Origin of the sequence: Bradyrhizobium sp. CCBAU 53421, assembly GCF_015291625.1 — a bacterium.
Lineage (GTDB): Bacteria > Pseudomonadota > Alphaproteobacteria > Rhizobiales > Xanthobacteraceae > Bradyrhizobium.
The window spans coordinates 5,296,086-5,320,584 of the sequence record NZ_CP030047.1 but is presented as its reverse complement, the minus strand read 5'-3'; the positions used below and the strand labels follow the sequence as shown (position 1 = coordinate 5,320,584).

The following is a 24,499-nucleotide window of genomic DNA, read 5'->3' as shown; positions in this document are numbered from 1 at the left end:
GCGCCTTGCGGATGATGTTCAGGAAAAATCAGATGTCTCTGCTTGAAGTGAAAGATCTCAAGGTCCGTGTCGAGGAGCGCGAGATTCTCCACGGACTGTCGCTCACGGTGAACCCGGGCCAGGTGCACGCGATCATGGGGCCGAACGGCTCCGGCAAGTCGACGCTGTCCCACGTCATCGCGGGCAAGCCGGGCTATGAAGTCACCGGCGGCCAGATCCTGTTCAGGGGCGAGGACCTGCTGGAGATGGAGCCCAACGAGCGCGCCGCCAAGGGCGTGTTCCTGGCGTTCCAGTATCCGGTGGAAATCCCCGGCGTGACCACCTGGAACTTCCTGCACGCAGCGCTCAATGCCCAGCGCAAGGCGCGCGGCGAGGACGAGATGTCGTCGCCCGCCTTCCTGAAGAAGGTCCGCGAGGTCGCCAAGTCGCTGAACATTCCGCAGGACATGCTGAAACGCGGCGTCAATGTCGGGTTCTCCGGCGGCGAGAAGAAGCGCAACGAGATCCTGCAGATGGCGCTGTTCGAGCCGGCCGTCTGCATCCTCGACGAAATGGATTCCGGCCTCGACATCGACGCGCTGCGGATCGCGGCCGACGGCGTCAACGCGCTGCGCTCGCCGGAGCGCGCGATGGTCGTCATCACCCACTATCAGCGGCTGCTCAACTACATCGTGCCCGATGTCGTGCACGTGATGTCGAAGGGCCGGGTGGTGAAGAGCGGCGGCAAGGAACTGGCGCTGGAGCTGGAAGAGTCCGGTTACGCGCAGTTCGAAGACGCTGCCTGACAGATACGGGTTCTCAGATGAACGTTGTTGCAAAGACCGAGACCGGGCGCGCGCTGGGCGATGCATTCGCCGTCGCGCGCGACCGTCTGCCGGGCAAGGGCAAGATCGCCGATCAGCGCCGCGAGGCATTCGAGGCCTATGAGCGCCTTGGCCTGCCGCACCGCCGGATCGAGGACTGGAAATACACCGACCTGCGCGCGCTGATGCGCGAGGTGCTGCCGCTGGCCCCTGCGCCGGACGCCGCAGCGCTGGGGCGTGCCGCCGCTGCCGTCAAGCTGCGCGCGATCGACGGCGTGCGCCGCCTGGTGCTGGTCGATGGCGCGTTCGCGCCCGATCTCTCCGATCTCGGCAATCTCGAAAAGGGCCTCGGCATCCGCCTGCTGCGCGAGGTGCTCGACGCCGGCGACGGCGCGCTGTCGGCGCAGGCCTTTGCTACCGACATCACCAATCCAATGATCGCGCTGAACGGCGCGATGGCGACCGATGGCGTCGTCATCGAAATCGCCAATGGCACGGTGCTGGCTCAGCCGCTGCATATCGTCCACGTCGCGTCGGGCACGGCGCCGGCCTCGATGTTCACGCGCTCGCTGCTGCGGCTCGGCCGCGATACCGGCGTGACGCTGGTGGAGAGCTATCTCGCCGGCGAGGGCGCCAAGGCCTACCAGACCCATGACGGGCTGGTTGTCGCGATCGGCGACAATGCGCGGCTCGATCACATCAGGTTGGTCGAGGACGCCATCGACGCCTTCAACATTTCCTCGGCGACCGTGTCGCTCGGGGCGCATGCCCATTTCAACACCTTCGGCCTGACCTCGGGCGGTCATGTCAGCCGCTACCAGCTGACGGTGACCTGCGCCGGCGAGGGCTCCAACGTCGAGACCAACGGCGTCAATCTGATCAACGGCACACAGCACGCCGACACCACGCTGTTCATGGATCACGCGGTGCCGCACTGCGCGAGCCGCGAGATCTTCCGTGCCGTCGTCGACGACCGTGCGCATAGCGTGTTCCAGGGCCGCATCATCGTTCGTCCGGACGCGCAGAAGACCGACGCCAAGATGATGACCCGCGCGCTGCTGCTGTCCGATGACGCGGAGGCCGACAACAAGCCGGAGCTGGAAATCTTCGCCGACGACGTCACCTGCGGTCACGGTGCGACCACCGGCGCGCTCGACGAGAGCCTGCTGTTCTACATGCGCGCCCGCGGCCTGCCGGAGAAGGAAGCGCAGGCGCTTCTGATCCAGGCCTTCGTCGGCGAGGCGATCGAGACCATTGCCAGCGACGCGTTGCGCGAGGTCGCAATTGCCACCGCACAGCGCTGGCTTCAGGCGAGGGCGTGAGCATGCACAAGGCGGTCGCCAACGGTTCTTACGACGTCGCGCTGGTGCGGCAGGATTTCCCGGCGCTCGCCATGCAGATCTACGGCAAGCCGCTGGTCTATCTCGACAACGCCGCCTCGGCGCAGAAGCCGAATGCGGTGCTCGACCGCATGACCGAGGCTTACAAGTCCGAATACGCCAACGTGCATCGCGGCCTGCATTACCTCGCCAATGCGGCGACGGAGGCCTATGAGGGCGCCCGCGGCAAGGTCGCGCAGTTCATCAATGCCGGCCGTAACGAAGAGATCGTCTTCACCCGCAACGTCACCGAGGCGATCAACCTCGTCGCATCGTCCTGGGGCGGGGAAAACATCAAGGAGGGCGACGAGATCGTCCTCTCGATCATGGAGCACCACTCCAACATCGTGCCGTGGCACTTCCTGAGGGAGCGCCAGGGTGCTGTGATCAAGTGGGCACCGGTCGACGACGAGGGCAATTTCCTGATCGAGGAGTTCGAGAAGCTCCTGACGGCGCGCACCAAGATCGTCGCCATCACCCAGATGTCGAACGCGCTCGGCACGCTGGTTCCGGTCAAGGAGGTGATCCGGCTCGCCCACGCCCGCGGAATTCCGGTGCTGGTCGACGGCGCACAGGGCGCGGTGCATCTTCCGATCGACGTCCAGGACCTCGATTGCGACTTCTACGCCTTCACCGGCCACAAGGTGTACGGGCCGACCGGCATCGGCGCGCTCTATGCCAAGCACGAGCACCTGGTGGCGATGCGGCCGTTCAACGGCGGCGGCGAGATGATCCGTGAAGTGGCCAGGGACTGGGTCACCTATGGCGATCCGCCGCACAAGTTCGAGGCCGGCACGCCGCCGATCGTCGAGGCGATCGGGCTGGGCGCCGCGATCGACTACGTCAATTCGATCGGCAAGGAGCGCATTGCCGCGCATGAGCATGAGCTCTTGACCTATGCGCAGGAGCGCCTGCGCGAGATCAACTCGCTGCGCGTGATCGGCACCGCCCGCGACAAGGGGCCGGTGATCTCCTTCGAGATGAAGGGGGCGCATCCCCATGACGTTGCGACCGTGATCGACCGCCAGGGCATCGCGGTGCGCGCCGGCACCCATTGCGTGATGCCGCTTTTAGAGCGGTTCAACGTCACGGCCACCTGCCGGGCGTCCTTCGGGATGTATAATACACGGGAAGAAGTCGACCATCTGGCGCAGGCGCTGCTCAAGGCGCGGGAATTGTTCGCATGACCGATACAGCCGAAGTCAAGACGGCCACCATGGAAACCACCTCGGCACTGCCGGCGGAGGAGACCGAGCGCATGAGCGGCGAGATCGTCGCGGCGCTGAAGACGGTGTTCGACCCGGAAATCCCGGCCGACATCTACGAGCTCGGCCTGATCTACAAGGTCGATCTCAAGGATGATCGCTCGGTCGACATCCTGATGACCCTGACCACGCCGAACTGCCCGGCCGCGGGCGAATTGCCGCAGATGGTGGAGAACGCGGTCGCCAGCGTTCCCGGCGTCGGCGTCGTCAACGTCAATCTGGTGTGGGATCCGGCCTGGACGCCGGACCGGATGTCGGATGAGGCGCGCCTCGTCCTCAATATGTGGTGATGCGTTAGGGGATTGAACCTAAGCTCGAGATTGAATTGCCGCTGGGACTGACCACATGAGTGACATGACGCAAGCTTCACCAACCCCAGCCAAGCCGAAGCGGCCGCGCCCGCAGGTCATGAAACTGACCGACGCCGCGGCGGAGCGGATCACCGAGCTGACCAAGCGCGCCGATTCCGAGATCGTCGGCCTGCGCGTCGGCATCAAGAACGGCGGCTGCGCCGGACAGTCCTACACCGTCGAATACGCCCACGAGATCCGTCCGACCGACGAAGTGGTCGAGGACAAGGGCGTGAAGATCCTGGTCGATCCGAAGGCCGTGCTGTTCCTGCTCGGCACCGAGATGGACTACGTGGCCGACAGGATGCAGGCCCAGTTCGTGTTCAACAACCCGAACCAGGTCTCCGCCTGCGGTTGCGGCGAATCGGTTCAGCTCAAGCCGGCCACGGTTTAGACATCGTGTCCCGGACGCGATGCGGTGTGTAACGCCGCATCGCAGAGCCGGGACCCATTTCTCAATTGCGCAAAGGCCGATGGGCCCCGGCTCTGCAGCGCATCGTTCCACGCTGCGCTGCAGAGCCGGGGCACGAGGCACGCACATGGACCGCGAATTCCTGACCGACCTGTTCGCCGATTTCGGCCCGGTCACGCTGCGCCGGATGTTCTCCGGCTACGGCATCTCCGCTGATGGCACCAACTTCGCGCTGGCTTTGCGGGCTGGGCTCTACTTCCGCGCCGACGAGGAGACCATCCCGCAATTCGAGGCCGAAGGCTGCGGGCCGTTCCAGTACCAGACGAGTTCGAAGACCGTCACGGTGAACTCCTACTGGCAGCTGCCGGCGCGGTTGTTCGACGATGCCGAGGAGCTCGCGGTCTGGGCACGTTCGGCGCTCGGCGCCGCCCAGCGCGCCGCGCTGCGCAAGCGGCCGAGGAAACGGGCCGCTGCGGGAAAGGCGAAGACGCCGGCGAAGAAGGCTGCAGCGAAGAAGAGCGCCGCAATGAAGGCAACACTGAAGAAGGCGGCCGCGAGGAGGCCGCCAGCCAGGAAGAAGCGGGCGCCAGCGAAAAGGTCCTGATCCCGAGGCTGAATACATCCACGTCATTGCGAGGAGCGATAGCGACGAAGCAATCCATTCTTCCGCATATGCGGCGCGATGGATTGCTTCGCTTCGCTCGCAATGACGGTGGAGGACGTCAAGCGGCGGATCACGCCACCCGGGTCTGGGTCTCGGCGCTGTATTCCGGGTCGGTTTCGCAGATCACGCGGTTGCGGCCGGCGCGCTTGGCGGCGTAAAGGCAGGCGTCGGCGCGATCGATCAGGGAATCCGTGTCGTCGGCCGGCTTCAGCATGGAGACGCCGACCGAGATCGTGACGCGGCCGAGGATCTCGCCGGTCGACTTCTTCTTCAGCTCCTTGGCCATCACGGCGCGCCGGATATGGTCGGCGACCGTCAGCGCCTGGCGCAGCGCGGTGTTCGGCAGCACGACCGCGAATTCCTCGCCGCCATAGCGGGCGGTGATGTCCTGGCCCTTGATGGTCTGCTTCAGCGACTGCGCCACCAGCCGCAGCACCTGATCGCCGGTGAGATGGCCGTAGGAATCGTTGAACGACTTGAAGTGATCGATGTCGAACATCAGCAGCGACAGCGGCTCGCCGCTGGCCAATGCGGCCTGCACCGCCATGTCGATCGAGCGGTCGAAATATTTCCGGTTGCCGAGGCCGGTGAGCGGATCGGTCAGGCTCTCGGCGCGGATCGCCTCGAGGCTGTGTTGCAGGTCGCTGATCTCCGACTTCGACAGCGCGAGCCGGTTCTCCAGGGCCTGATTGGTCTCGCGCATCTCGCGCGTCGATTTGGCGAGCGCCTCGACGATGGCCTTGATCTGGTCGCGGGTGGTCGCAGTCGAGAGCCGATCGGTGGCGCCGGCCAGGCTGGCGTCGTAGGTCGCGGACACGCCGAGCGCATCGGTGATCAGCCGCATGACGGCATCGATCTCGCCGATGACGCGCGCGCCGACCTTGTCGATGCGGTCCGAGGTCTTGATGTGCGAAAGGTAGGTTTCGTAGATCTGCTCGAGATCGGATTCAGAGAGCTTGCCGCTGCGCGCCAGCGTCTCGTTGATGACCTTGTTGAGCGGTGCGTTGTATCCGGTCGCGTAGACGTACCAGATCTCGTAGTTGCGCGGGACGGCGGTCTGGCGAAGCGAGCGGATCTGGCCAAGCGCGACTTCGGCAAAGGCCAACGTACGTTCGTGTTCGTCCAGTAGTTTGACCACTGTTACGTCCCCAATGCACCCATGCCGGTCGTGTCCGGCGGCAATAATTAAACTATTGGCGCGACGGTACGGGACGAGGATGAAAGCAAGGTAAACAGTGGAACTACGGGGATTTCGCCGCGACTATCGTCGTACGAACGCTCCCCCGTTGCGAATCGACCGGGGCTTTTCGGAAGCCTTTCCCTTGCGCGCGATGGCGCTGCGAAAACCGTGCGCATTTGCTTCAAACGTGGCGGATCGGGGTGGGAGTGGTTCGCCGGCGGTCGCGCAAATCGCACGGACTGCCGCCGCTGACGCGGCGGCAACACAGCAGACCTTACGCGCGTGCGCGGACAGGTCGCAGCAGGAAGGCGGGCAGGTGCGAATGATCGGCCGGCTCGTGGTCGACCTCGCGCTGCGGCCGGCGTGGTTCGGCACGCCCGATCGACGGCACATGCGACGGGGTGGTGTTGCGGCCCTGGCGCGGCTCGCGCTCCGGCTTGGCGGCACGCTCCTGGCGTGGCTCTTGGTCCTGACGCGGCTCGCGCTCACCGTGACGCGCCTCGCGCTCACCGTGGCGTGGTTCGCGCTCGCGCCGCGGCTTGCGGCCGCCGCGGGCGCCATCGCGCGAACCTTCGCGGCTGCGCGAGCGGCGCGGTGCGGCGTCCTCGTCGGAGGCCTCGCTGTGAACGGCGTAGTCGCCCTCGGCGCGCGGGATCGGCTGGCCGATCAGCTTCTCGATCGCAGTCATCGACTTGCTATCGAGCGAGGTGACGATGGAGATCGCGGTGCCGGTGCGTCCGGCGCGGCCGGTGCGGCCGATGCGGTGGACGTAATCGTCGGGGTGATGCGGGACGTCGAAGTTGAAGACGTGGCTCACCGCGGGAATGTCGAGACCGCGGGCCGCGACGTCGGAGGCGACGAGCAGCGGAATCTCGCCTTTGCGGAATTGATCGAGGGCCGCGGTGCGGGCGGATTGATCCATATCGCCGTGCAGGGCGCCGACACTGAAGCCGTGCTTCTGCAGTGATTTGTGAAGGACGGCGACTTCGCGCTTGCGATTGCAGAAGATAATCGCGTTGTTGAGATCCTTGGCCTCGCGCAGCAGGCGGCGGAGGATCTCGCGCTTGTCATGCGCTTCGCGACCGGCCGGAACCTGCAATTGCGTCACGGTGACGGCGGTGGTCGCCGGCTTGGAGACTTCGATCCGGGCCGGATTGTGCAGGAAGGTCTCGGTGATGCGGCTGATTTCCGGCGGCATCGTCGCGGTGAAGAACAGGGTCTGCCGCGTGAACGGGACGAGCTTGCAGATGCGCTCGATGTCGGGGATGAAGCCCATGTCGAGCATGCGGTCGGCTTCGTCGATGACCAGCAGCTCGACGCCGGTGAGCAGCAGTCCGCCGCGTTCGGTGTGGTCGAGCAGGCGGCCGGGCGTTGCGATCAGGACGTCGACGCCACGCATCAGCTTGGAGTCCTGGTCGCCGAACGAGACGCCGCCGATCAGCAGCGCCACGTTCAATTTCTGACCGGCGCCGTATTTGTCGAACTGCTCCTTCACCTGCGCGGCAAGCTCGCGGGTCGGCTCGAGGATCAGGGTGCGGGGCATCCGTGCCCGGGCGCGGCCCTTCTCGAGGAGAGTGAGCATCGGGAGAACGAAGGCAGCGGTCTTGCCGGTGCCGGTCTGGGCAATGCCGAGGACGTCGCGCCGGGCGAGAACGTGCGGGATTGCCTGTTCCTGGATGGGAGTGGGGTTGGTGTAACCGGTTGCCGCAACTGCGGCGAGGACCTTATCGGACAGGCCTAGATTGGAAAAAGACATTGAGCCTCTGGTCGAAACCGCCGTTCGGAATCGAAGGTAAAAGGCTGTCGCGTTCGGCCCCGAAACGGCTCGCTTTTCTATAAAGCTCGGGGGCTCTGACTAACGCTGACGGACGGCAAACCTGACGAATCGCGTTTCGATCCGAGGGCCGCGTTGCCCCGCAACATAGGGGCGAAACCGGTAAAGTCAATCTTGGAACCGGCCGGATAGCCGAAAAAGCTTAACGTTTTCGCCAAAATAACCGTCATTTCCGTCATTTGGCGGTCAAATGAATCACCACCCCCGGACCGGATGGTGAGGCGTCGGCGAGGGCGTCCGTGCCGCTTTTCCCCCTGAATTCGCCGGGCGTCAGGCCCTCGGATGTGCTGAATATCCGGTAGAAGGTCGCGAGGCTGCCGAACCCGCAGGAGAGGGCGATGTCGGCGATCGGCCGCGGCGGCTTCTCGCACAGCAGCCTGCGGCTCTCGCTCAGGCGCTGGGCGGTGACGGTCTGCGAGAAGCTCGCCCCCGTCGTCTCGAACAAGACGTGCACGTAGCGGATCGAGACGCCGAGCATCTCGGCGATCATGCCTGGCGACAGCGCCGGCTTTTCGAGATGGCGCGTGATCAGGCGGCGCGCCAGGCTGAGCCGGCCGACCCGCAGCGCCTGCTGGGCGCGGCGGCTGCCCGGCCGGATCGCGCCGCGCTCGATCAGCGCAAGGTCAGCAACGATCTTGACCAGCGCAGGAATGCACGCGGTATCACCGGCCTCGGTGGCGTCCTTGAAGTCGGCAAGGCAGGCTTCGAGCAACGGCGCCCAGCCGCGGTTGCTTGTCGTTGGCGAGCCGTGGCGGGCAGGCTCGATGGCCGGGATTTCAACGCACGCTGGGCCTGTGGCCAGCGTTTCCGTGCTGTGATCCTCGTGCTTACCGCGCATCGTGCATGACCCCTCGCTCTGCATCAGAGCGCGCGTCGCCGGTAAGGAATTTGGCTGTGTCTGGTCCGGGCGAAGCGCCTGCGCGGTTCTGGCGAAATCGCCGGAAATTATCTTCTCAATGCGCGCAGGCTGATCACTTCGGCTCGAAGAATGCTGGATCGTGCGACGGGCTAGGCCGCCGCCGGACCGAACGGGTGCTCAGGCCACGCGCGCCCGGTAATCGCCCGGCGTCATGGATTCGGACGCATTGAACAGGCGGTAGAACGTCGCGAGGCTCTCGAAGCCGCAGGCAAAGGCGACCTCGGCGATCGTCTGCCCCGACCGCTCGCGGAGCAGGCGGCGGCTTTGCGCGAGGCGAAGCGCGGTGACTGTCTCCGAGAAGGTGTTCCCCGTTTCCTCGAACAGGATGTGCAGGTGACGCACCGAGATGCCGAGCAGGCCGGCGATCAGCGTCGGCGTCAGTGCCGCACTCGACAGATGCCGCCGGATCAGGCGGCGGGCCAGCGACAGATGGGCGCTTCGCAGCGCCTGCTGTGCGAGCCTGCTCTTCGGTCGCATGATGCCGCGCTCGATCAGCGCAATATGGGCGAGCGCCTGCACCAGCGGGGCCGCGTCCGCCGCGCTGGCGTCGTGGCCTTCGACGAGGTCGCGGAAGCAGGATTCCAGTAGTGGCTGCAGCGCGGTCTCATCCTGCACGGGTTTTGGGACCAGTTCGCCGAGCTCGGCGCCGGGCGGGACGATGTTCGTCACCGGGATCTTGATGATGCGCAGGTGGAAGCCGTCATGGTGCAGCGGGACGGTGCGATAAGGCAGGTCCGAATAGCTGGTCGCGAACATGCCGTCGCGCACCGCGAATTCGTCGAGCCGTGCGCCGCCGAACCAGCCGCCACCGCCGAGCTGCTGGTAAATGCACAGGCTGTCGCTGGCCGCCTCAGCGATGTCGCCGGCGCGCCGCTCGACGCGGTAGGGCGAGGCACGCAGCTCGACCAGTCCGGCATCGCCGAGCTGGCGCAGCGAGAACTCGCCGAAGAAGTCGCGGCGGTGCTCGGGTTCGAGTTCAGCGGTGACGCCGAACAATCCCTTGGCGCGGACCTCGCGCCAATAGTCGAAGCGATCCCGGGGATCGACCTGCTCAGTGGACCATGTGTACACGGAAAAGCCCTTGGGACCTGTGGAGAGCTTGCGCGGGAGTGAGGGCCCGAATCTAGCACGCGGGCCGTAAAAAGAAACTTGACCTGGGGCGGACGGGACGCCCCATGGTGGCCGAGACGGTCGCAAAACAGGGCGGTCACGGCGGCGATCCGGCGTCGGCCTTGAACCGGCCAAACGGCTGGTCCGACTATTAGGCGGCGGTCGCACGAGCGGCGCAGGTGTCGTGCAGGCGGGAATTGGGATGAAGAGCTGGCTTTCGAGACTTTCAGCGACCCTGTTGGCGGTCGCCTTCGTCGCATCGGCGGCGCCCGCCCAGGCCGAAAAGCGCGTCGCGCTGGTGATCGGCAACAATGACTACAGGAACGTGCCCAAGCTGCAGAAGGCGGTCAATGACGCCCGCACCATGGGCGACACGCTGAAGCAGCTCGGTTTCAACGTCATGGTGGCCGAGAATCTGAACCGGCAAGCGTTCTCCGAAACGCTGCTCGCCTTCGACCGCGCCGTGGAGCCCGGCGACACCGCGTTCTTCTTCTATGCCGGTCACGGCTTCGAGATCGCCGGCCAGAACTTCCTGCTGCCGACCGACGTACCGGCCGCCACCGAAGGGCAGGAGGAGCTGGTGCGCGACGCTTCCGTGCTCGCCGACCGCATCATCGAGCGGTTGCAGAACAAGAGAGCGCGTACCTCGATCCTGGTGTTCGACGCCTGCCGCAACAATCCGTTCGAGCGCGCCGGCACGCGCGCCGTTGCCGGCGGCGGTGGTCTGGCGCCGATGACGCAGCTGCCGGAAGGCGTGTTCTCGGTGTTTTCGGCGGGGCCGCGCCAGACCGCGCTCGATCGTCTGTCGAACGACGACGCCAATCCCAATTCGGTGTTCACGCGAACCTTCGCCAGGGAGCTGCTGCAGCCCGGCGAAAACCTCGTGCAGGTCGCGCAGCGCACGCGGCGCCTGGTCAGCGAGATGGCCGAGACCGTGAAGCACAAGCAGATCCCGGTCTATTTCGACCAGATGGTCGATGACGTCTTCCTGAACGGGATCGCAAAGGCGCAGGCCGAGGCGGCCAAGCCGTCGGCTCCGCCGCAGCAGGTGGCCGCGCTGCCGCCGGTATCGGTGCCTAAGTTGCCGAAGGAGGACTCCATCAACGCGCCGATCGCGAGCTTCTCGCGGCACAATGGCGGCTGGACCGTCGTGTTCTCGATCGCCGATCCGACGCTCGGCATTTCCTGGCGGATCGGCGATAGCGGCGATTTCCGTGAAACCGGCTTCATGGACACGCTCGATCCGCGCACCCGCAAGCGGATGCCCAATCCATCGATCGAGCTGCCGGCCGACGCGCCGGCGGCCACGATCCAGCTTCGCTATGTCGATACCCAGGGCGAGATGCAGGGGCCTTTCCCGATCAAGTTCGATCCCGATGCCGCGCTGATCCGCGATCAGCGCAAGATCCTCGACATGACCGCGACGAGCTGGCTGTCGTTCCGCGAGTTCAACGGGCTGCTGGTCTATTATACGCACCTGATGTCGTATCGCTGCGCGATCCGCGAGGTGCGGATCGGCATCGACACCGCGGTGCCGGACAAGGTGTTGAAGATGCCGGCCTGCAATTCGCGCGATCCGAGCGCCATCCCGTCCGATGCGCAGCCCTATCTGAAGCTCGCGCCGCAGACCAAGTCGGTTTCGGTGGAGCTGACCTACCGCGACGGCAGCGTGTCGGAAATCAAGACGTTCAGGCGATAGCCTTGCATCCTTGTCGTCCAGTCCGCGTTACAGTGGGAGCGGCGAGGCAACGGCAAGGACGGCATCATGGATGCAGGCAATCCGGCAGGATCGAACAGGCATCAGATGAAGGTGCGCTGCTGCATCGTCGGCGGCGGACCAGCCGGCATGATGCTCGGCTACCTGCTCGGGCGCGCCGGGGTCGATGTCGTGGTGCTGGAGAAGCACGCCGACTTCTTCCGCGACTTCCGGGGCGACACCGTGCATCCGTCGACCCTGCAGGTGATGGACGAGCTCGGTCTGATCGACGGCTTCCTAAAGCTGCCGCACCAGGACATCCAGACGCTCGACGGCATGTTCGGCGGCACTTCGGTGCGGATCGCCGACCTCAGCCGGCTCAGCGTCAAATATCCGTTCATCGCGATGATGCCGCAGTGGGACTTCCTCAATTACCTGCGCGAGAGCGGCAGGCGCTTCCCATCACTGCAGGTGCTGATGAACGCCGAGGTGACCGACCTGATCCGGCGTGGCGACACCGTTGCGGGCGTCCATGTGAACACGCCTGACGGCCGCGTCGAGATCGAGGCGGATCTCACCATCGGCTGCGACGGCCGCCATTCGATCGTGCGCGAGCGCGCCGGCCTCGACGTCGAGGAGATCGGCGCGCCGATGGACGTGCTGTGGTTTCGCGTCGGGCGGCGTCCGGACGAGACCGAGAATTTGTTCGCCCGCGTCGAGCACGGCAAGATGATGGTGACATTCGATCGCGGCGACTATTGGCAATGCGCTTATGTGATCGCCAAGGGACAATACGAGGCCGTGAAGGCGAGGGGGCTGCCGGCGCTGCTCGACGATGTGCTGCGGCTGGCGCCGATCCTCAAGGCCGGCATTGCCGATGTGAAGAGCTTTGACGACGTCAAGCTGCTCACGGTCGCGATCAATCGCCTGAAGCGCTGGACCCGTCCCGGCCTGCTCTGCATCGGCGACGCCGCGCATGCGATGTCGCCGATCGGCGGCGTCGGCGTCAACCTCGCGGTGCAGGACGCGGTCGCGACCGCCAACATCCTGGCGGCAAAGCTCGTGCAAGGTTGTCCGCCGGAGGACGAACTCGACGCCGTGCGCCGTCGCCGTGAATTCCCGGTGCGGGTGACGCAGCGCATGCAGGTGATCGCGCAGGACAACATCATCAGCGCCGCGCTGAAGGGCGGCGATCAGCCGGTGCCGTTCGCGTTGCGGTTGATCACTGCAATGCCCTGGCTGCAAGGCCTGACGGCGCGTCTTGTCGCGGTCGGGGTGCGGCCGGAGCACGTCCATTCGCCGGCCGCGAGCTGACAGGCGTTGCGTGCAGCGAAGGAATTTATCAAGGATAACAGCACCTTAAGAATGTCGTTAGACGTTGCGTGATTGCAACAGACAGACATGATTCGAACCCGGCGCACACGGATTCTGCACGACCGGTTCCCACGATTTGCGTTTGGTAAGGGTCTCTCTGGGAAAGCTCATCCCCATCGGACAATCTGGGGGTGCCACCATGTCTCACGCCAAATTCATTGCCGCGCTGACCGTGACCACGGCGCTCGGCTTCAGTTCTGCGTCGGCGGCCGACCTTGCCGCCCGTCCGTACACCAAGGCGCCGGCCTATGTGGAGACGGTCTACAACTGGTCCGGCTTCTACGTCGGCGGCCATCTCGGCGGCGCATGGACCAACGAGCAGTGGGTCAATAGCGCGAACACGACTGTGTTCGGCGATCTCGCACCTGGCCAGGGCTTTCGGCAGCGCGGCTCGGGCTTCATGGGTGGCGGTCAGATCGGCTACAACTGGCAGGCCAACAACTTCGTGTTCGGCGTCGAAGGCACGATCTCCGCGCTCGACAATTCCGGCCGCGTCACCAACACGGTGTTCGGCCTTAGCCGCGACGATCAATTCAGCTGGCGCTCGAACGCGATGGCGACGATCGTCGGCCGTGCCGGCTACGCGATCCAGAACAATCTGCTGTACTTCAAGGGCGGCTATGCCGGCGTGAATAATCGCCTGTCCGTGGTCGACAACCTGCCGCCGGCGACCGGCTCGGGCAGCCAGACCCACTGGGCCAGCGGCTGGACGGTCGGCGCCGGCTGGGAATATGGTATCACCCGCAACTGGACCATCGGCGTCGAATACAATTACGCGGCGTTCGAGCGCCAGACCTATCAGCTCGCCGGCACCGCGGCGGGCACCTACACGTTCGACGCCAAGCCGCGCGACATCCAGTGGGCGGTGGTCCGCATGAACTACAAGTTCGACGCGCCGACCATCGCGCGCTACTGAATCTACACTGAGGCGAACAGGATGCAGGAGCCCCGGCCGGCGCCGGGGCTCTTGTGTTTCATGGATGCTGTGGTTCAGGCCATCACTGAATAGCCGCCGTCGACCGGGATCGCGGTGCCGGTGACGAAGTCCGAGGCCGGCGAGGCCAGGAACACGGCGATGCCTGCGAAGTCGTCGATCACACCCCAGCGTGCCGCCGGCGTACGTGCGAGCACGCGCTCGTGCAGCCCGGCGACCTGCTGACGCGCGCCCTTGGTCAAATCGGTGTCGATCCAGCCGGGAAGGATGGCGTTGACCTGAATGTTGTCGGGCGCCCAGGCGTTGGCGCAGGCGCGGGTGTACTGCACGATGCCGCCCTTGCTCGCGGCATACGCCGCCGCGAAGCTCGCACCGAAGATCGACATCATCGAGCCGATATTGATGATCTTGCCGTGGCCCGACGCCTTGAGCGCCGGATAGGCCGCCTTCGAGCACAGGAAGGCGCTGGTGAGGTTGGTGTCGATCACGCGGCTCCACTCGTCGAGCTCGAGCTCGTGCGGGGCTTTGCGGATGCTCATGCCGGCGTTGTTGACGAGGATGTCGATCCGGCCGAGCTCACCTGTGACCCGCTCGACCATCGCCGCGACCGCGGCCTTGTCGGTCACGTCGGTAGCCACCGCGATCGCCTTGACGCCGCGCTTGCCGAGATCCTCGACGGCCGCCTTCGACTTCGCCTGGTTGCGGCCGACCACGGCAACCGCCGCGCCGGCGTCCGCCAGGCCGCGCGCCATGCCAAGCCCGATGCCGCCATTGCCGCCGGTGACGATCGCAACCCGGCCCGAGAGATCAAACTGTCCGTTTTTCATTGTTGTTGTCCGCTGTGGTTTGAATCTGGTCGCGAGAGTGCCCGATCGCCACAGCGCTGACCAGATCAGGCGCGGCCGGTCGGCCCTGCATCAGGAGGCGCGCGAGATCGGTCTCGAAGGTGTTCAGGCAACAAAAAAGCCCCGGACAACGCCGGGGCTTTTCGTCTGCTCAATCAGCAGGGATCAGTATTCAGCTCAGTACTTGGCAACAACCGGACCGGTCCAGTTGAAGCGGTAGACCAGCGAGGTGCTGATGGTCTGGACGAACGGCTTGAAGGTGATGTCGCGGCCGTTCGAGATGTTGGTGACGTCGGCGAGTTCCGAGATGTTCCTGTTGTCGTAGTAGGCAGCGCGGTACTCGGTCTTCATGAACCAGCCCGGCGCGGTGATGCCGAAGATGTTCAGGTTGTTCTCGACGCCGCCGCCGACGAACCAGCCGCTGCGGTCGAAGCCGTTGGTGTGCAGGCCGGACGGGAGGGCGGTCGCGGTGTTGAACAGCGTGGTGCCCTTCCAGTGCGAGCTGGAGTAACCGGCGTTGACGTAGGACAGAACGTTCGGAGCGATCAGGTAGCCCAGGCGCGCACCGGCAGCCCAGCTGTAGTCGTTCTTGATGTTGCCGGCGAGGAACGGACCCTGATCCTGGATCGTGCCCTTCAGGCTGCCGAACTGGCCGTCAGCGAACACGCCGATGACCCAGCTGTTGGCGGTCTGCCAGTCGTAACCGGCACCGACGGTGCCGAACCAGCCATCGCCGCCCTGGCGCTGATTGAAGCCGAGGATCGGCGCGCCCGTGACGGTCGACTGGACACCGGTGTCAGCGTCCCAGACGCCGCCGCCGCCGCCGCCGAAGATGTAGAAGCCGGTCCAGCTCGGCGCCACCGCGATCGGGGCCGGAGCCTTGGTGTAGGGGCGGGCGGCCAAGTCGGCAGCCGACGCGGAACCCGTCATCGCAGCAACCGCGGTCAGAGCGAGCAAAATCTTCTTCATATCCAAATCCTCGACTTTAGCGTTCGATCGGGTCGCTGACGGGGCGCGGTGGGACCGATTCCCGAAACTCATGTTCGGGACTATACGTGGTTCCGCCGGAAATGCTGTTGCGGGTGAGACACAACCGCCCGAAAACGAAACCGCAGGCACTCTCCGAGAAGGCGAATGAAAACGGCCGCCCCGATTTGGAGGCGGCCGGAAAGTCATTTCAAATCAGCCGGTTGGACGCTAGACGTCGAGCAGGTCGTCGCTGGCGAACTCGGCCTTGTCGGAGATGAAGGCGAAACGTGCCTCCGCCTTGGTGCCCATCAGCCGCTCGACCGAGTCGGCGGTGCCCTCCCGATCGTCGGCAAGCAGCACCACGCGCAGCAGCGTGCGCTTGGCCGGATCCATCGTGGTCTCCTTCAGCTGCGCCGGCATCATTTCACCGAGGCCTTTGAAGCGATTCACCTCGACCTTGGCGTTGGCGTTGAACTCGCTCTTGAGCAGCTCTTCCTTGTGCGCGTCGTCGCGGGCGTAGACCGACTTGGTGCCGTGCTTCAATTTGTAGAGCGGCGGCACCGCCAGATAGAGATGCCCCTCGTCGATCAGCCGCGGCATCTGCCGGTAGAAGAAGGTGATCAGGAGCGAGGCGATGTGCGCGCCGTCGACGTCGGCGTCGGTCATGATGATGATGCGCTGATAGCGCAGATCCTCTTCGCGGTAATGGGCGAGCGTGCCGCAGCCGATCGCCTGCACGAGATCAGAGAGCTGCGCGTTGGCGGTCAGCTTGTCCTTGCCGGCAGAGGCGACGTTGAGGATCTTGCCGCGCAGCGGCAGCACGGCCTGCGTCTTGCGGTCGCGCGCCTGCTTGGCGCTGCCGCCGGCCGAGTCACCTTCGACGATGAAGAGTTCGGAGCCTTCGGTGCCGGCATCGGAGCAATCCGCGAGCTTGCCGGGAAGCCGCAGCTTCTTGCCGGCGGTCTTGCGCGCGGTTTCCTTTTCCTGGCGGCGGCGCAGCCGCTCCTCGGCGCGATCGATCACGAAATCGAGCAGCCGGTTGGCCTGGTTCGGATTGCCCGACAGCCAATGGTCGAACGGATCCTTCATCGCCTGTTCGACGATGCGCTGCGCTTCGGCGGTGGCGAGGCGGTCCTTGGTTTGACCCTGGAATTCAGGCTCGCGCACGAACACCGAGAGCATCACGGCCGCGCCCACCATCACGTCTTCCGATGTGATCGAGGCCGCGCGCTTGCCCTGACCGGCGCGCTCGGCGTGGTCCTTCAAGCCGCGCAGCAGCGCGCTGCGCAGGCCGGATTCATGCGTGCCGCCGTCAGGCGTCGGCACCGTGTTGGTGTAGGACGACAGGAAGCCGTCGGCATCGGCCGTCCAGGCCACCGCCCATTCGCAGGCGCCGTGCGCGCCGCTGCGGCCGGACTTGCCGGAGAAGATATCCTGATGCACCAGCGTGTCGGCGTGGATCGCGGCGGCGAGATAATCCTTCAGGCCGCCGGGGAAGTGAAACTTGGCTTCCGCCGGGACGTCTTCGACGCCCTTCAACAGCTCCTGATCGCAGTGCCAGCGAATCTCGACGCCGCCGAACAGATAGGCCTTCGAGCGCGTCATCTTGAACAGGCGTTGCGGCTTGAACGCCGCCTTGGCGCCGAAGATGTCGGTGTCCGGCTTGAAGCGGATGCGCGTTCCGCGGCGGTTGTTGACCTTGCCGAGGTCTTCGAGCTTGCCCTTGGGATGGCCGCGCTCGAAGGTCATGCGATGCAACTGCCCACTGCGCGCGACCTCGACCTCGAGTCGCGAGGAGAGGGCGTTGACCACGGACACGCCGACGCCGTGCAGACCGCCTGAGGTCTCGTAGACCTTGGAGTCGAACTTGCCGCCCGAATGCAGCGTGCACATGATGACTTCGAGCGCCGACTTCTTCGGGAATTTCGGATGCGGATCGACCGGAATGCCGCGGCCATTGTCGGTCACCGTCAGGAAGCCGTCGGCGGTCAACTCGACGTCGATGAAGGTGGCGTGGCCGGCCAGCGCCTCGTCCATGCAGTTGTCGATCACCTCGGCGAACAGATGGTGCAGCGCCTTCTCGTCGGTGCCGCCGATATACATGCCGGGCCGCCGGCGGACCGGTTCCAGCCCTTCCAGTACCTCGATATCAGCCGCCGTATAGCCGGCTTCGGCGCCTCCCGCGGGCCGCGAAGCAGCCTTCGCCGGGGCGCGTCCCTTCGGCTCCGGGGCTCCAAACAGATCGTCAGCAGATTTACTTTTGGCGTTTGATTTCAGCGGCTTGGACATGGTTCTTCAAGTGGTGCGCCGGTCATGGCGCAGCGAATCGGTTGCTCTGACTATGCCACGGATGGGCTGCCAAATGGGGGCGGCCGCGCCGTCAGGGCCCGGTCGCCTGTGTACATAGGCGCCTTGCGATTACGCCCGCGAGGTGCGGAATACAACGACCGTGAACAGGGCCATGGCGGCGACCACCATCAGCGACCCCACGATCGGCGCCGCCTCGAACGAGGGGCCCTTCAGCAGAACGGCGGCCACTCCGGCCGGAAACAGGATGCCGCCGACGATATGCAGCCAGCCCTGGATCCTGGCGAGCAGCATGGTTCCCGCCGCCGGCACCAGCCGGTAGTACAGGCCGAACAGGAACAGCAGCACGCCGCCGACGAGATTGAGATGCGCGTGCGCCGGCCCCAACGTGAAGTCGTGCTGGATACCCATGGCGATGCCCGCGAGCATTCCGAACAACAAGACGAGAACGCCGACGCACATCATCAGTGACCCGATCATCAAGTGATTCCTTTTTCTTATGAGGGAGATGCCAGCCAGCCTGGACCGCAGGGCCTTACCGGAAATCACGATCGATCCCCGCCTTTGTGACTTGATGTCACGCAATGGGCTGGCTTACCTGTTCTTAGGCTGCATGCGGCTAGAAAGGTTCATTCGAGGTTCAACGGAGCGGAAGGCACTCGACGAGATGGAAGACTTTGCGCGGGCCCTGGCCGAATTCGTGCGCCACCACCAGGCCTGGGCCGCTCCGATCGTCATGTTGCTGGCGTTCGCTGAATCACTCGCCTTCATTTCATTGCTGGTGCCCGCCTGGGGCGCGCTGGTTGCGATCGGCGCGCTGATCGGCGTCAGCGGGATCAACTTCTGGCCGATCTGGATCGCGGGCGGCATCGGCGCCGCGCTCGGCGACTGGGTCTCCTATTGGTTCGGCTATCGCTACAAGGAGCAGGTCGCGCAGATGTGGCCGCTGTCGCGTTATCCCGAAATCCTGCCGCGCGGCGAGGCCTTCGTGAAGACCTGGGGCGTGCCCAGCATCTTCATCGGCCGCTTCTTCGGTCCGCTGCGTGCCTCGGTGCCGCTTGCGGCCGGCATTTTCGAAATGTCGTACTGGCAATTCCAGATCGCCAATTTCGTTTCAGCCCTGGTCTGGTCGGCGGCGCTGCTGTTGTTCGGCGACGTCATCGGCCAGGTCGTCGAGTGGATGTGGCGGGTGGTGTAACGACGTCAGGAATATCGCTGCGGTGCAGGGGTTAGGCGGAAGAACAATTGCTTGCGCGGCCGTCGTCGCGCGACTGTAAGAAAGCTGATCGAAGCTCACTGCGGCAGACGCGGCTCCGCCGGGCGCATCATTCACTGGGAGGACATCAGATGGATTTGACACGACGTCACGCTCTCGCCGGCGCGGCCGGCCTCGCCGCCGCACCGTTATTGCCTGCCGTTCCCGTGGCCGCCGCAGCGCCCGCAGCCGACAAGCAGGCGCCGAGCTTCTATCGCTACAAGGTCGGCGACATCCTCGTCACCGTGGTGTCCGACGGCAAGAACGTCTTCAAGCTGGAAGACTCGTTCATCCCGAATGCGAAGCGCGACGAGGTGAACGCTGCGCTGGAGAAGGCGTTCATGCCGCGCGACATGGTGTCGATCTGGTTCGCGCCCCTGGTGCTCAACACCGGCGGCAAGCTGGTCGTGATCGACACCGGCAATGGTGCGCTGGCGAAGGCCAGCACGAAGGGGGCCAATGGTCTGTTCGCCGACAATTTCGTCGCGGCCGGCTTCGATCCCAAGAATGTCGACATGGTCGTGATCTCGCACTTTCACGGCGACCACGTGAACGGCCTGCTGACGGCCGAGGGCACGCCGGCTTTCCCGAATGCCGAGGTGCTGGTGCCGGCGACCGAATGGAAGTTCTGGATGGACGACGGCGAGATGAGCCGGGCGCCGGCCGGGCGCATGGCGGGCCTGTTCAAGAACAACCGCAACATCTTCGAGGCGGGCCTGAAGAAGAAGGTCACGCCCTACGAATGGGGCAAGGAGATCGCGCCGGGCCTGACCTCGGTCGAGACCGTCGGCCACACGCCGGGCCATACCTCCTACGTGCTGGCGTCGGGCTCGGACAAGGTCTTCATCCAGTCGGACGTCACCAACAATCCGAACCTGTTCGCGGCCAATCCCGGCTGGCATGCGTTCTTCGATCAGGACGGCGACGTCGCGGAGAAGACCCGCCGCCGCATCTACGACATGGTGGTTGCCGAGCGGCTCCAGGTGCAGGGCTTCCACTATCCGTTCCCGGGCCTCGGCAACGTGGTCAAGGACGGCAGCGGCTACCGCGTCGTGCCGGCGCCGTGGAATCCGGTCATGTGAGCCGTTATTCCGGGTTCGATGCTTCGCATCGCCCCGGAATGACAAGCAACATCTTGACGCAAAACCGGCGCGGCCTTATAGCCGCGCCCATGATCAACGCCGCGACCATCATCATCGCCCGCCGCCGCCGCATTCTCGCGGTATGGGCGGTCGCTCGCGTTTAGACCATCGCCTCTGCCGCCGGACCCGATCCCGCGGCGCTCTCCTGAAAAAAGACACGCGGTTCGATCTGGCGGCTCCTTCGTCATGCAGGAGTTTTCGACCATGTATACGCCACCGCCTTTCAAGCCCGACCGCGCCGCAAGCCTTGCGTTCGTGGAAGCGCGCGGTTTCGGTCTTGCCTGTGCGTGGGACGGTGCCAAGCCGATTGCTTCCGCGCTGCCGTTCTATCTGACCTATACGGCTGACGGTACGCCGCGGGCGTTGTTTCATGCCGCCCGTCACAATCCGCTGATAAAGCTGGCGGGTGGCACGTCCTGGCTGCTGGCCGTCAACGGCGCCGACGCCTATGTTTCGCCGGACTGGTACGTGTCACCCGATCAGGTGCCGACCTGGCTCTATCAGGCGGTGCATCTGACCGGGCCGGTGCGGAGGTTGTCGGATGAGGAGCTTGCCGTTCAGATCGACGCACTGAGCGCCAAGTTCGAGGACCGGCTGCTGCCGAAAAAGCCGTGGGTGTCGGGCAAGATGACCGCCGCGCGGCTGGAAGCAATGAAGAAGGCCATCGTGGGTCTCGAGATGATGGTGGAAGAGGTGGAGGGCAGCTTCAAGCTGAACCAGCACAAGTCTGAAACCGATTTCGCGGCGGTCGGCAACACGCTCGCATTGCAGGCCGAAGCTGGTGCCCGGGACATCGCGGCTTTGATGCGCGAGGTGCGCCCGCAGGCTTTCGCGATGACACAGACCGAGATGACTGCGCTTCCGAGGAGCGAGTAATGACGAAGAAGAAAATCGGAATCTTGGGCGCGTCCGGCTACACCGGCGCCGACGCGGTGCGCCTGTTGGCGCGGCACCCGAACGCCGAAATCACCGCACTTACCGCCAACACCCATGCCGGGAAGGCGATGAGCGAGGTGTTTCCTCACTTCTTCATGCTCGACCTGCCAAAACTCGTGGAATGGGAAAAGGTCGACTGGACGCGGCTCGATGCCGTGTTCTGCGGACTGCCGCACGGGACGACGCAAGAGATCATCGCCGCGGTGCTGAAAGCCAATCCCGGAATCAAGATCCTCGATATGTCCGCGGATTTCCGGCTGCGCAACAAGGACAGCTACGCGCAATGGTACGGCCATGAGCACCGGGCGCTCGAATTGCAGGACGAGGCCGTCTATGGGCTGACCGAACTCTACCGCGAGAAGGTCATGGCCGCGCGGCTGGTGGCCTGTCCCGGCTGCTATCCGACGGCGGTGCTGCTGGCGCTTGTTCCGCTGGCGAGGGCAAAGCTGATTGACGTCGACGACATCATCATCGACGCAAAGTCGGGCGTCACCGGCGCCGGACGCGGACTGAAGCAGAACACGCTGTTCAGCGAGGCCGGCGAAGGGTTGTCGCCCTATGCGATCGGAAGCCATCGACACTCGGCGGAGATCGAGCAGGAGATCGGCGCGGCCGCTGGCTCGGCTGTGACGGTGAACTTCACCCCGCATCTCATTCCGATGGCGCGGGGTGAGTTCTGCACATCCTATGTCAAGCTCAACGGGGCGACGCCGGACGATTTGCGCGCCGAGCTGGAAAGGGCCTACGCCAAGGAGCCGTTCGTACATGTGACGAAGAAGGGTGTGCTGCCACAGACGCAGAACGTGCGTGGTTCGAATTACGTTCAGATCGGCGTCGTCGCCGACCGGATCAAGAACCGCGCCATCGTGCTCTCGACGCTCGATAATCTTGTGAAGGGTTCGGCCGGACAGGCGATCCAGAACATGAACCTGATGTTCGGCTTGCCCGAGACCACCGGGCTGGAGCAGATCGCGCTGTTTCCATGAGCAGGGGTTGTTGTCGTGGGCGAGGGTGCGCTCAATCTAAGGGTAGCTGCCCGTCCCCGTTGGCGGCGCCGGCGCGGCCAGATGTGTTAAACGAAACGAACGAGCTCGAAAGGACCATGCCATGACCGTCACCGACACCAACCAGCCGAAAACCAGGAGCGGTGCGACCAAGGCCACCGTGTTCGTCGATGGCGGCTCGGGCACCACCGGCCTCGGCATCCAGGAGCGGCTGCATTCCATCGGCGACGTCGCGGTGAAGCACATCGCCGAGGACAAGCGGAAGGACGCCGGCGCCAAGCGCGCGCTGATGGAGGAGGTGGATCTCGTGATCCTCTGCCTGCCGGACGATGCCGCCAAGGAGACCGTCGCGCTGATCGACACGATGGGCAATTCGGCGCCGAAGGTGCTTGATGCGTCGACGGCGTATCGGGTCGCGCCCGACTGGGCCTATGGCTTCGCCGAGCTTGCGCCCGACCAGGCCGACAAGATCCGCAACGCGAAGAAGGTCTCCAATCCGGGCTGCTATCCGACCGGCGCGATCGCGCTGCTGCGGCCGCTCGTCGACGGCGGCCTGCTCCCGGCCGACTATCCCGTCACCATCAACGCGGTGAGCGGCTATTCGGGCGGCGGCAAGTCGATGATCGCAAGCTTCGAGGACGGCTCGGCGCCGGCATTCCATCTCTATGGGCTCGGCTTCGAGCACAAGCACGTACCGGAGATGCAGCTCTACTCGCATCTCACGCGGCGCCCGCTCTTCATCCCGTCGGTCGGCAACTACCGACAGGGCATGCTGGTCTCGGTGCCGCTGCAGCTCGACGCGCTGCCGGGCAAGCCGACCGGCGCTGATTTGCAGGCCGTGCTGGCGAAGTGGTACGCCGGCAGCAAATATGTCTCGGCGATGCCGCTGCAGAACGAGGCCAGCAAGGGCGGCAAGATCGAGCCGGAAGCGCTCAACGAGACCAACCAGCTCGAGCTCTATGTGTTCGCGAGCGACAAGCACCGCCAGGCGGTGCTGGTCGCCCGGCTCGACAATCTGGGCAAGGGCGCCTCGGGTGCCGCGGTCCAGAACATGCGGCTGATGCTCGGGCTTTCCGACAGCTGACGGCAGGGCATCGTGGACGACGCCACGCTGCAATTCTACCGGCGCAATGCCGAGGCCTATGCCGGGTGGGCGAAAGCACCGTCCACCCGGCTGATCGGTTTTCTCAAACTGCTGCCGCCGGGCGGCGCGATCCTCGAACTCGGCTGCGGCGCCGGCAATCATGCCGCCGTTATGCTCGCTCAAGGCTTCGTGCTGCGCGCCACCGACGGTTCACCCGAGATGGCTGACGTCGCCGCGCGCCGCATCAACCATCCCGTCGAGGCGATGCTGTTCGATGAACTCGAGGATCGTGCGGCCTATGACGGTGTCTGGGCCAGCGCCTGCCTGCTGCACGTGCCGCGCATCGAATTGGCCGGCATTCTCGGCCGTATCCATCGTGCGCTGAAGCCCGGCGGCATCTTCTACGCGAGCTACAAGGTTGGCCATGGCGACGGCCGCGACAGCATCGGCCGCTACTACAATTATCCCGCGGCAGACTGGCTGGCGGCGACCTACGCCGCGTCGGGGGCCTGGACGCAGGTCTCGTCCGACACCAGCGAGATCAAGAGCTTCGACGAGGCGCCCGCGACGATGCTGCACATCGTGGTGCGGAAGCGCGAGGAATAGCGCCGGCACGATGGCCGGCGCCAATTGTCGCTCAGACGATCTTGAAGACCGCGAGCGCCAGCACCGCCTGGGCGATGAAACCGACCGTGAAGGCCAGGGTGCGGAACACCGGCAGGCCGAGCGTGTAGACGATCAGATGCGCGACGCGGGCCCAGAAATAGACGGCGCAGGCGAGCACCGTCCATTTGGTGGAATAGTCGGCTGCGTTGAGGATCAGGACCAGCGGCGCGAAGATCACGAGATTCTCGACCGCGTTGTCATGGGCGAACATCAGCCGGTTGGCCCATTCGGCGTGCGGCTTGTCGCCACGCGAGGGATTGCCCATCGCGCCGGAGAGGCCGCGCACCTGGCAGCGGTTGATGATGTAGGGGATCCAGAGCAGCCCGGTCAGGATCACCGTCAGCGACAGCCAGAACAGTTCGCGCGTCATC

24 protein-coding genes are annotated in these 24,499 nt (G+C 65.0%); 15 read left to right on the top strand and 9 right to left on the bottom strand.

Annotated elements, in window-relative coordinates; all coding sequences use genetic code 11:
• Positions 1-32 precede the first annotated feature (32 nt).
• The 6 genes from sufC (at position 33) to XH92_RS25470 (ending at position 4,813) form a co-directional block, all read left to right on the top strand.
• Entirely contained in the window at positions 33-785 is a 753-nt protein-coding gene (gene sufC / locus XH92_RS25495; RefSeq protein ID WP_194454562.1) for a Fe-S cluster assembly ATPase SufC, read from the top strand.
• A 17-nt stretch (positions 786-802) separates the two neighbouring features.
• Positions 803-2,125 (top strand): Fe-S cluster assembly protein SufD, encoded by a 1,323-nt coding sequence (sufD, locus tag XH92_RS25490; RefSeq protein WP_194454561.1) that lies wholly within the window; start codon positions 803-805, stop codon positions 2,123-2,125.
• Complete coding sequence (locus tag XH92_RS25485; RefSeq protein ID WP_194454560.1) at positions 2,122-3,369, top strand: cysteine desulfurase; 1,248 nt, start codon at positions 2,122-2,124, stop codon at positions 3,367-3,369. Before sufD ends, XH92_RS25485 begins: the two co-directional genes overlap by 4 nt.
• A complete protein-coding gene (locus XH92_RS25480) occupies positions 3,366-3,737 on the top strand; it encodes an SUF system Fe-S cluster assembly protein (RefSeq protein WP_028342143.1) in 372 nt (123 codons plus the stop codon). Before XH92_RS25485 ends, XH92_RS25480 begins: the two co-directional genes overlap by 4 nt.
• Positions 3,738-3,801: 64 nt before the next feature.
• Positions 3,802-4,191 carry an iron-sulfur cluster assembly accessory protein gene (locus tag XH92_RS25475; protein WP_194461416.1) on the top strand — a complete coding sequence of 130 codons (390 nt, stop codon included), beginning with the start codon at positions 3,802-3,804 and terminating at the stop codon, positions 4,189-4,191.
• A gap of 145 nt (positions 4,192-4,336) precedes the next feature.
• The gene (locus XH92_RS25470; RefSeq protein ID WP_194454559.1) at positions 4,337-4,813 is read left to right on the top strand and encodes a TfoX/Sxy family protein; all 477 of its coding nucleotides are present in this window, start codon (positions 4,337-4,339) and stop codon (positions 4,811-4,813) included.
• A 130-nt stretch (positions 4,814-4,943) separates the two neighbouring features.
• Here XH92_RS25470 and XH92_RS25465 read toward each other — a convergent pair whose 3' ends face one another.
• The 4 genes from XH92_RS25465 to XH92_RS25450 form a co-directional block, all read right to left on the bottom strand.
• Positions 4,944-6,011 (bottom strand): GGDEF domain-containing protein, encoded by a 1,068-nt coding sequence (locus tag XH92_RS25465; protein WP_194454558.1) that lies wholly within the window; start codon positions 6,009-6,011, stop codon positions 4,944-4,946.
• A gap of 316 nt (positions 6,012-6,327) precedes the next feature.
• A complete protein-coding gene (locus XH92_RS25460; RefSeq protein WP_194454557.1) occupies positions 6,328-7,809 on the bottom strand; it encodes a DEAD/DEAH box helicase in 1,482 nt (493 codons plus the stop codon).
• Between the two features lie 253 nt (positions 7,810-8,062).
• Positions 8,063-8,725, bottom strand: coding sequence for a helix-turn-helix transcriptional regulator (locus XH92_RS25455; protein ID WP_246787612.1), 663 nt, complete (start codon positions 8,723-8,725; stop codon positions 8,063-8,065).
• Positions 8,726-8,923: 198 nt separating this feature from the next.
• Positions 8,924-9,877, bottom strand: coding sequence for a helix-turn-helix transcriptional regulator (locus XH92_RS25450; protein WP_194454555.1), 954 nt, complete (start codon positions 9,875-9,877; stop codon positions 8,924-8,926).
• A 241-nt stretch (positions 9,878-10,118) separates the two neighbouring features.
• On the opposite strand from XH92_RS25450, the gene XH92_RS25445 reads away from it, so the two are divergent.
• The 3 genes from XH92_RS25445 (at position 10,119) to XH92_RS25435 (ending at position 13,902) form a co-directional block, all read left to right on the top strand.
• Positions 10,119-11,615 (top strand): caspase family protein, encoded by a 1,497-nt coding sequence (locus XH92_RS25445; RefSeq protein ID WP_194454554.1) that lies wholly within the window; start codon positions 10,119-10,121, stop codon positions 11,613-11,615.
• 66 nt (positions 11,616-11,681) lie between these two features.
• Complete coding sequence (locus XH92_RS25440; RefSeq protein ID WP_194454553.1) at positions 11,682-12,926, top strand: FAD-dependent oxidoreductase; 1,245 nt, start codon at positions 11,682-11,684, stop codon at positions 12,924-12,926.
• Between the two features lie 199 nt (positions 12,927-13,125).
• Positions 13,126-13,902 carry an outer membrane protein gene (locus XH92_RS25435; protein ID WP_194454552.1) on the top strand — a complete coding sequence of 259 codons (777 nt, stop codon included), beginning with the start codon at positions 13,126-13,128 and terminating at the stop codon, positions 13,900-13,902.
• 74 nt (positions 13,903-13,976) lie between these two features.
• Here the strand turns inward: XH92_RS25435 and XH92_RS25430 are convergent, their stop codons facing one another.
• From XH92_RS25430 to XH92_RS25415, 4 genes are all read right to left on the bottom strand, one after another.
• Positions 13,977-14,747 (bottom strand): glucose 1-dehydrogenase, encoded by a 771-nt coding sequence (locus XH92_RS25430; RefSeq protein WP_194454551.1) that lies wholly within the window; start codon positions 14,745-14,747, stop codon positions 13,977-13,979.
• A 195-nt stretch (positions 14,748-14,942) separates the two neighbouring features.
• The gene (locus tag XH92_RS25425; protein ID WP_194454550.1) at positions 14,943-15,734 is read right to left on the bottom strand and encodes an outer membrane protein; all 792 of its coding nucleotides are present in this window, start codon (positions 15,732-15,734) and stop codon (positions 14,943-14,945) included.
• Positions 15,735-15,962: 228 nt separating this feature from the next.
• Positions 15,963-18,023 carry a DNA topoisomerase IV subunit B gene (parE, locus tag XH92_RS25420; RefSeq protein ID WP_050400594.1) on the bottom strand — a complete coding sequence of 687 codons (2,061 nt, stop codon included), beginning with the start codon at positions 18,021-18,023 and terminating at the stop codon, positions 15,963-15,965.
• A gap of 129 nt (positions 18,024-18,152) precedes the next feature.
• A complete protein-coding gene (locus XH92_RS25415) occupies positions 18,153-18,521 on the bottom strand; it encodes a hypothetical protein (protein ID WP_194454549.1) in 369 nt (122 codons plus the stop codon).
• Positions 18,522-18,708: 187 nt separating this feature from the next.
• Between XH92_RS25415 and XH92_RS25410 the strand changes: the two genes are divergently transcribed.
• The 6 genes from XH92_RS25410 (at position 18,709) to XH92_RS25385 (ending at position 24,068) form a co-directional block, all read left to right on the top strand.
• A complete protein-coding gene (locus XH92_RS25410; protein ID WP_050420265.1) occupies positions 18,709-19,239 on the top strand; it encodes a DedA family protein in 531 nt (176 codons plus the stop codon).
• A 149-nt stretch (positions 19,240-19,388) separates the two neighbouring features.
• Entirely contained in the window at positions 19,389-20,378 is a 990-nt protein-coding gene (locus tag XH92_RS25405) for an MBL fold metallo-hydrolase (protein WP_194454548.1), read from the top strand.
• A gap of 264 nt (positions 20,379-20,642) precedes the next feature.
• Entirely contained in the window at positions 20,643-21,314 is a 672-nt protein-coding gene (locus tag XH92_RS25400) for an FMN-binding negative transcriptional regulator (RefSeq protein ID WP_194454547.1), read from the top strand.
• Positions 21,314-22,360: an N-acetyl-gamma-glutamyl-phosphate reductase gene (argC, locus tag XH92_RS25395; protein ID WP_194454546.1), complete on the top strand. Its 1,047-nt coding sequence runs from the start codon at positions 21,314-21,316 to the stop codon at positions 22,358-22,360. Before XH92_RS25400 ends, argC (XH92_RS25395) begins: the two co-directional genes overlap by 1 nt.
• A gap of 121 nt (positions 22,361-22,481) precedes the next feature.
• Complete coding sequence (argC, locus tag XH92_RS25390; protein WP_194454545.1) at positions 22,482-23,462, top strand: N-acetyl-gamma-glutamyl-phosphate reductase; 981 nt, start codon at positions 22,482-22,484, stop codon at positions 23,460-23,462.
• Positions 23,463-23,474: 12 nt separating this feature from the next.
• On the top strand, positions 23,475-24,068 hold the full coding sequence (locus XH92_RS25385) for a bifunctional 2-polyprenyl-6-hydroxyphenol methylase/3-demethylubiquinol 3-O-methyltransferase UbiG (protein ID WP_194454544.1): 594 nt from the start codon (positions 23,475-23,477) through the stop codon (positions 24,066-24,068).
• A gap of 31 nt (positions 24,069-24,099) precedes the next feature.
• Here the strand turns inward: XH92_RS25385 and XH92_RS25380 are convergent, their stop codons facing one another.
• Positions 24,100-24,498: an MAPEG family protein gene (locus XH92_RS25380; protein WP_194454543.1), complete on the bottom strand. Its 399-nt coding sequence runs from the start codon at positions 24,496-24,498 to the stop codon at positions 24,100-24,102.
• Position 24,499 lies beyond the last annotated feature (1 nt).

Coding starts and splice junctions, on each gene's coding strand:
- XH92_RS25400 (WP_194454547.1), top strand. CDS start 20,643: ATGTATACGCCACCGCCTTTCAAGCCCGACCGCGCCGCAAGCCTTGCG.
- XH92_RS25455 (WP_246787612.1), bottom strand. CDS start 8,725: ATGCGCGGTAAGCACGAGGATCACAGCACGGAAACGCTGGCCACAGGC.
- XH92_RS25470 (WP_194454559.1), top strand. CDS start 4,337: ATGGACCGCGAATTCCTGACCGACCTGTTCGCCGATTTCGGCCCGGTC.
- XH92_RS25430 (WP_194454551.1), bottom strand. CDS start 14,747: ATGAAAAACGGACAGTTTGATCTCTCGGGCCGGGTTGCGATCGTCACC.
- argC (WP_194454545.1), top strand. CDS start 22,482: ATGACCGTCACCGACACCAACCAGCCGAAAACCAGGAGCGGTGCGACC.
- XH92_RS25440 (WP_194454553.1), top strand. CDS start 11,682: ATGGATGCAGGCAATCCGGCAGGATCGAACAGGCATCAGATGAAGGTG.
- XH92_RS25460 (WP_194454557.1), bottom strand. CDS start 7,809: ATGTCTTTTTCCAATCTAGGCCTGTCCGATAAGGTCCTCGCCGCAGTT.
- XH92_RS25475 (WP_194461416.1), top strand. CDS start 3,802: ATGACGCAAGCTTCACCAACCCCAGCCAAGCCGAAGCGGCCGCGCCCG.
- XH92_RS25415 (WP_194454549.1), bottom strand. CDS start 18,521: ATGATCGGGTCACTGATGATGTGCGTCGGCGTTCTCGTCTTGTTGTTC.
- parE (WP_050400594.1), bottom strand. CDS start 18,023: ATGTCCAAGCCGCTGAAATCAAACGCCAAAAGTAAATCTGCTGACGAT.
- sufD (WP_194454561.1), top strand. CDS start 803: ATGAACGTTGTTGCAAAGACCGAGACCGGGCGCGCGCTGGGCGATGCA.
- XH92_RS25445 (WP_194454554.1), top strand. CDS start 10,119: ATGAAGAGCTGGCTTTCGAGACTTTCAGCGACCCTGTTGGCGGTCGCC.
- XH92_RS25435 (WP_194454552.1), top strand. CDS start 13,126: ATGTCTCACGCCAAATTCATTGCCGCGCTGACCGTGACCACGGCGCTC.
- XH92_RS25380 (WP_194454543.1), bottom strand. CDS start 24,498: ATGACGCGCGAACTGTTCTGGCTGTCGCTGACGGTGATCCTGACCGGG.
- sufC (WP_194454562.1), top strand. CDS start 33: ATGTCTCTGCTTGAAGTGAAAGATCTCAAGGTCCGTGTCGAGGAGCGC.
- XH92_RS25405 (WP_194454548.1), top strand. CDS start 19,389: ATGGATTTGACACGACGTCACGCTCTCGCCGGCGCGGCCGGCCTCGCC.
- XH92_RS25480 (WP_028342143.1), top strand. CDS start 3,366: ATGACCGATACAGCCGAAGTCAAGACGGCCACCATGGAAACCACCTCG.
- argC (WP_194454546.1), top strand. CDS start 21,314: ATGACGAAGAAGAAAATCGGAATCTTGGGCGCGTCCGGCTACACCGGC.
- XH92_RS25425 (WP_194454550.1), bottom strand. CDS start 15,734: ATGAAGAAGATTTTGCTCGCTCTGACCGCGGTTGCTGCGATGACGGGT.
- XH92_RS25410 (WP_050420265.1), top strand. CDS start 18,709: ATGGAAGACTTTGCGCGGGCCCTGGCCGAATTCGTGCGCCACCACCAG.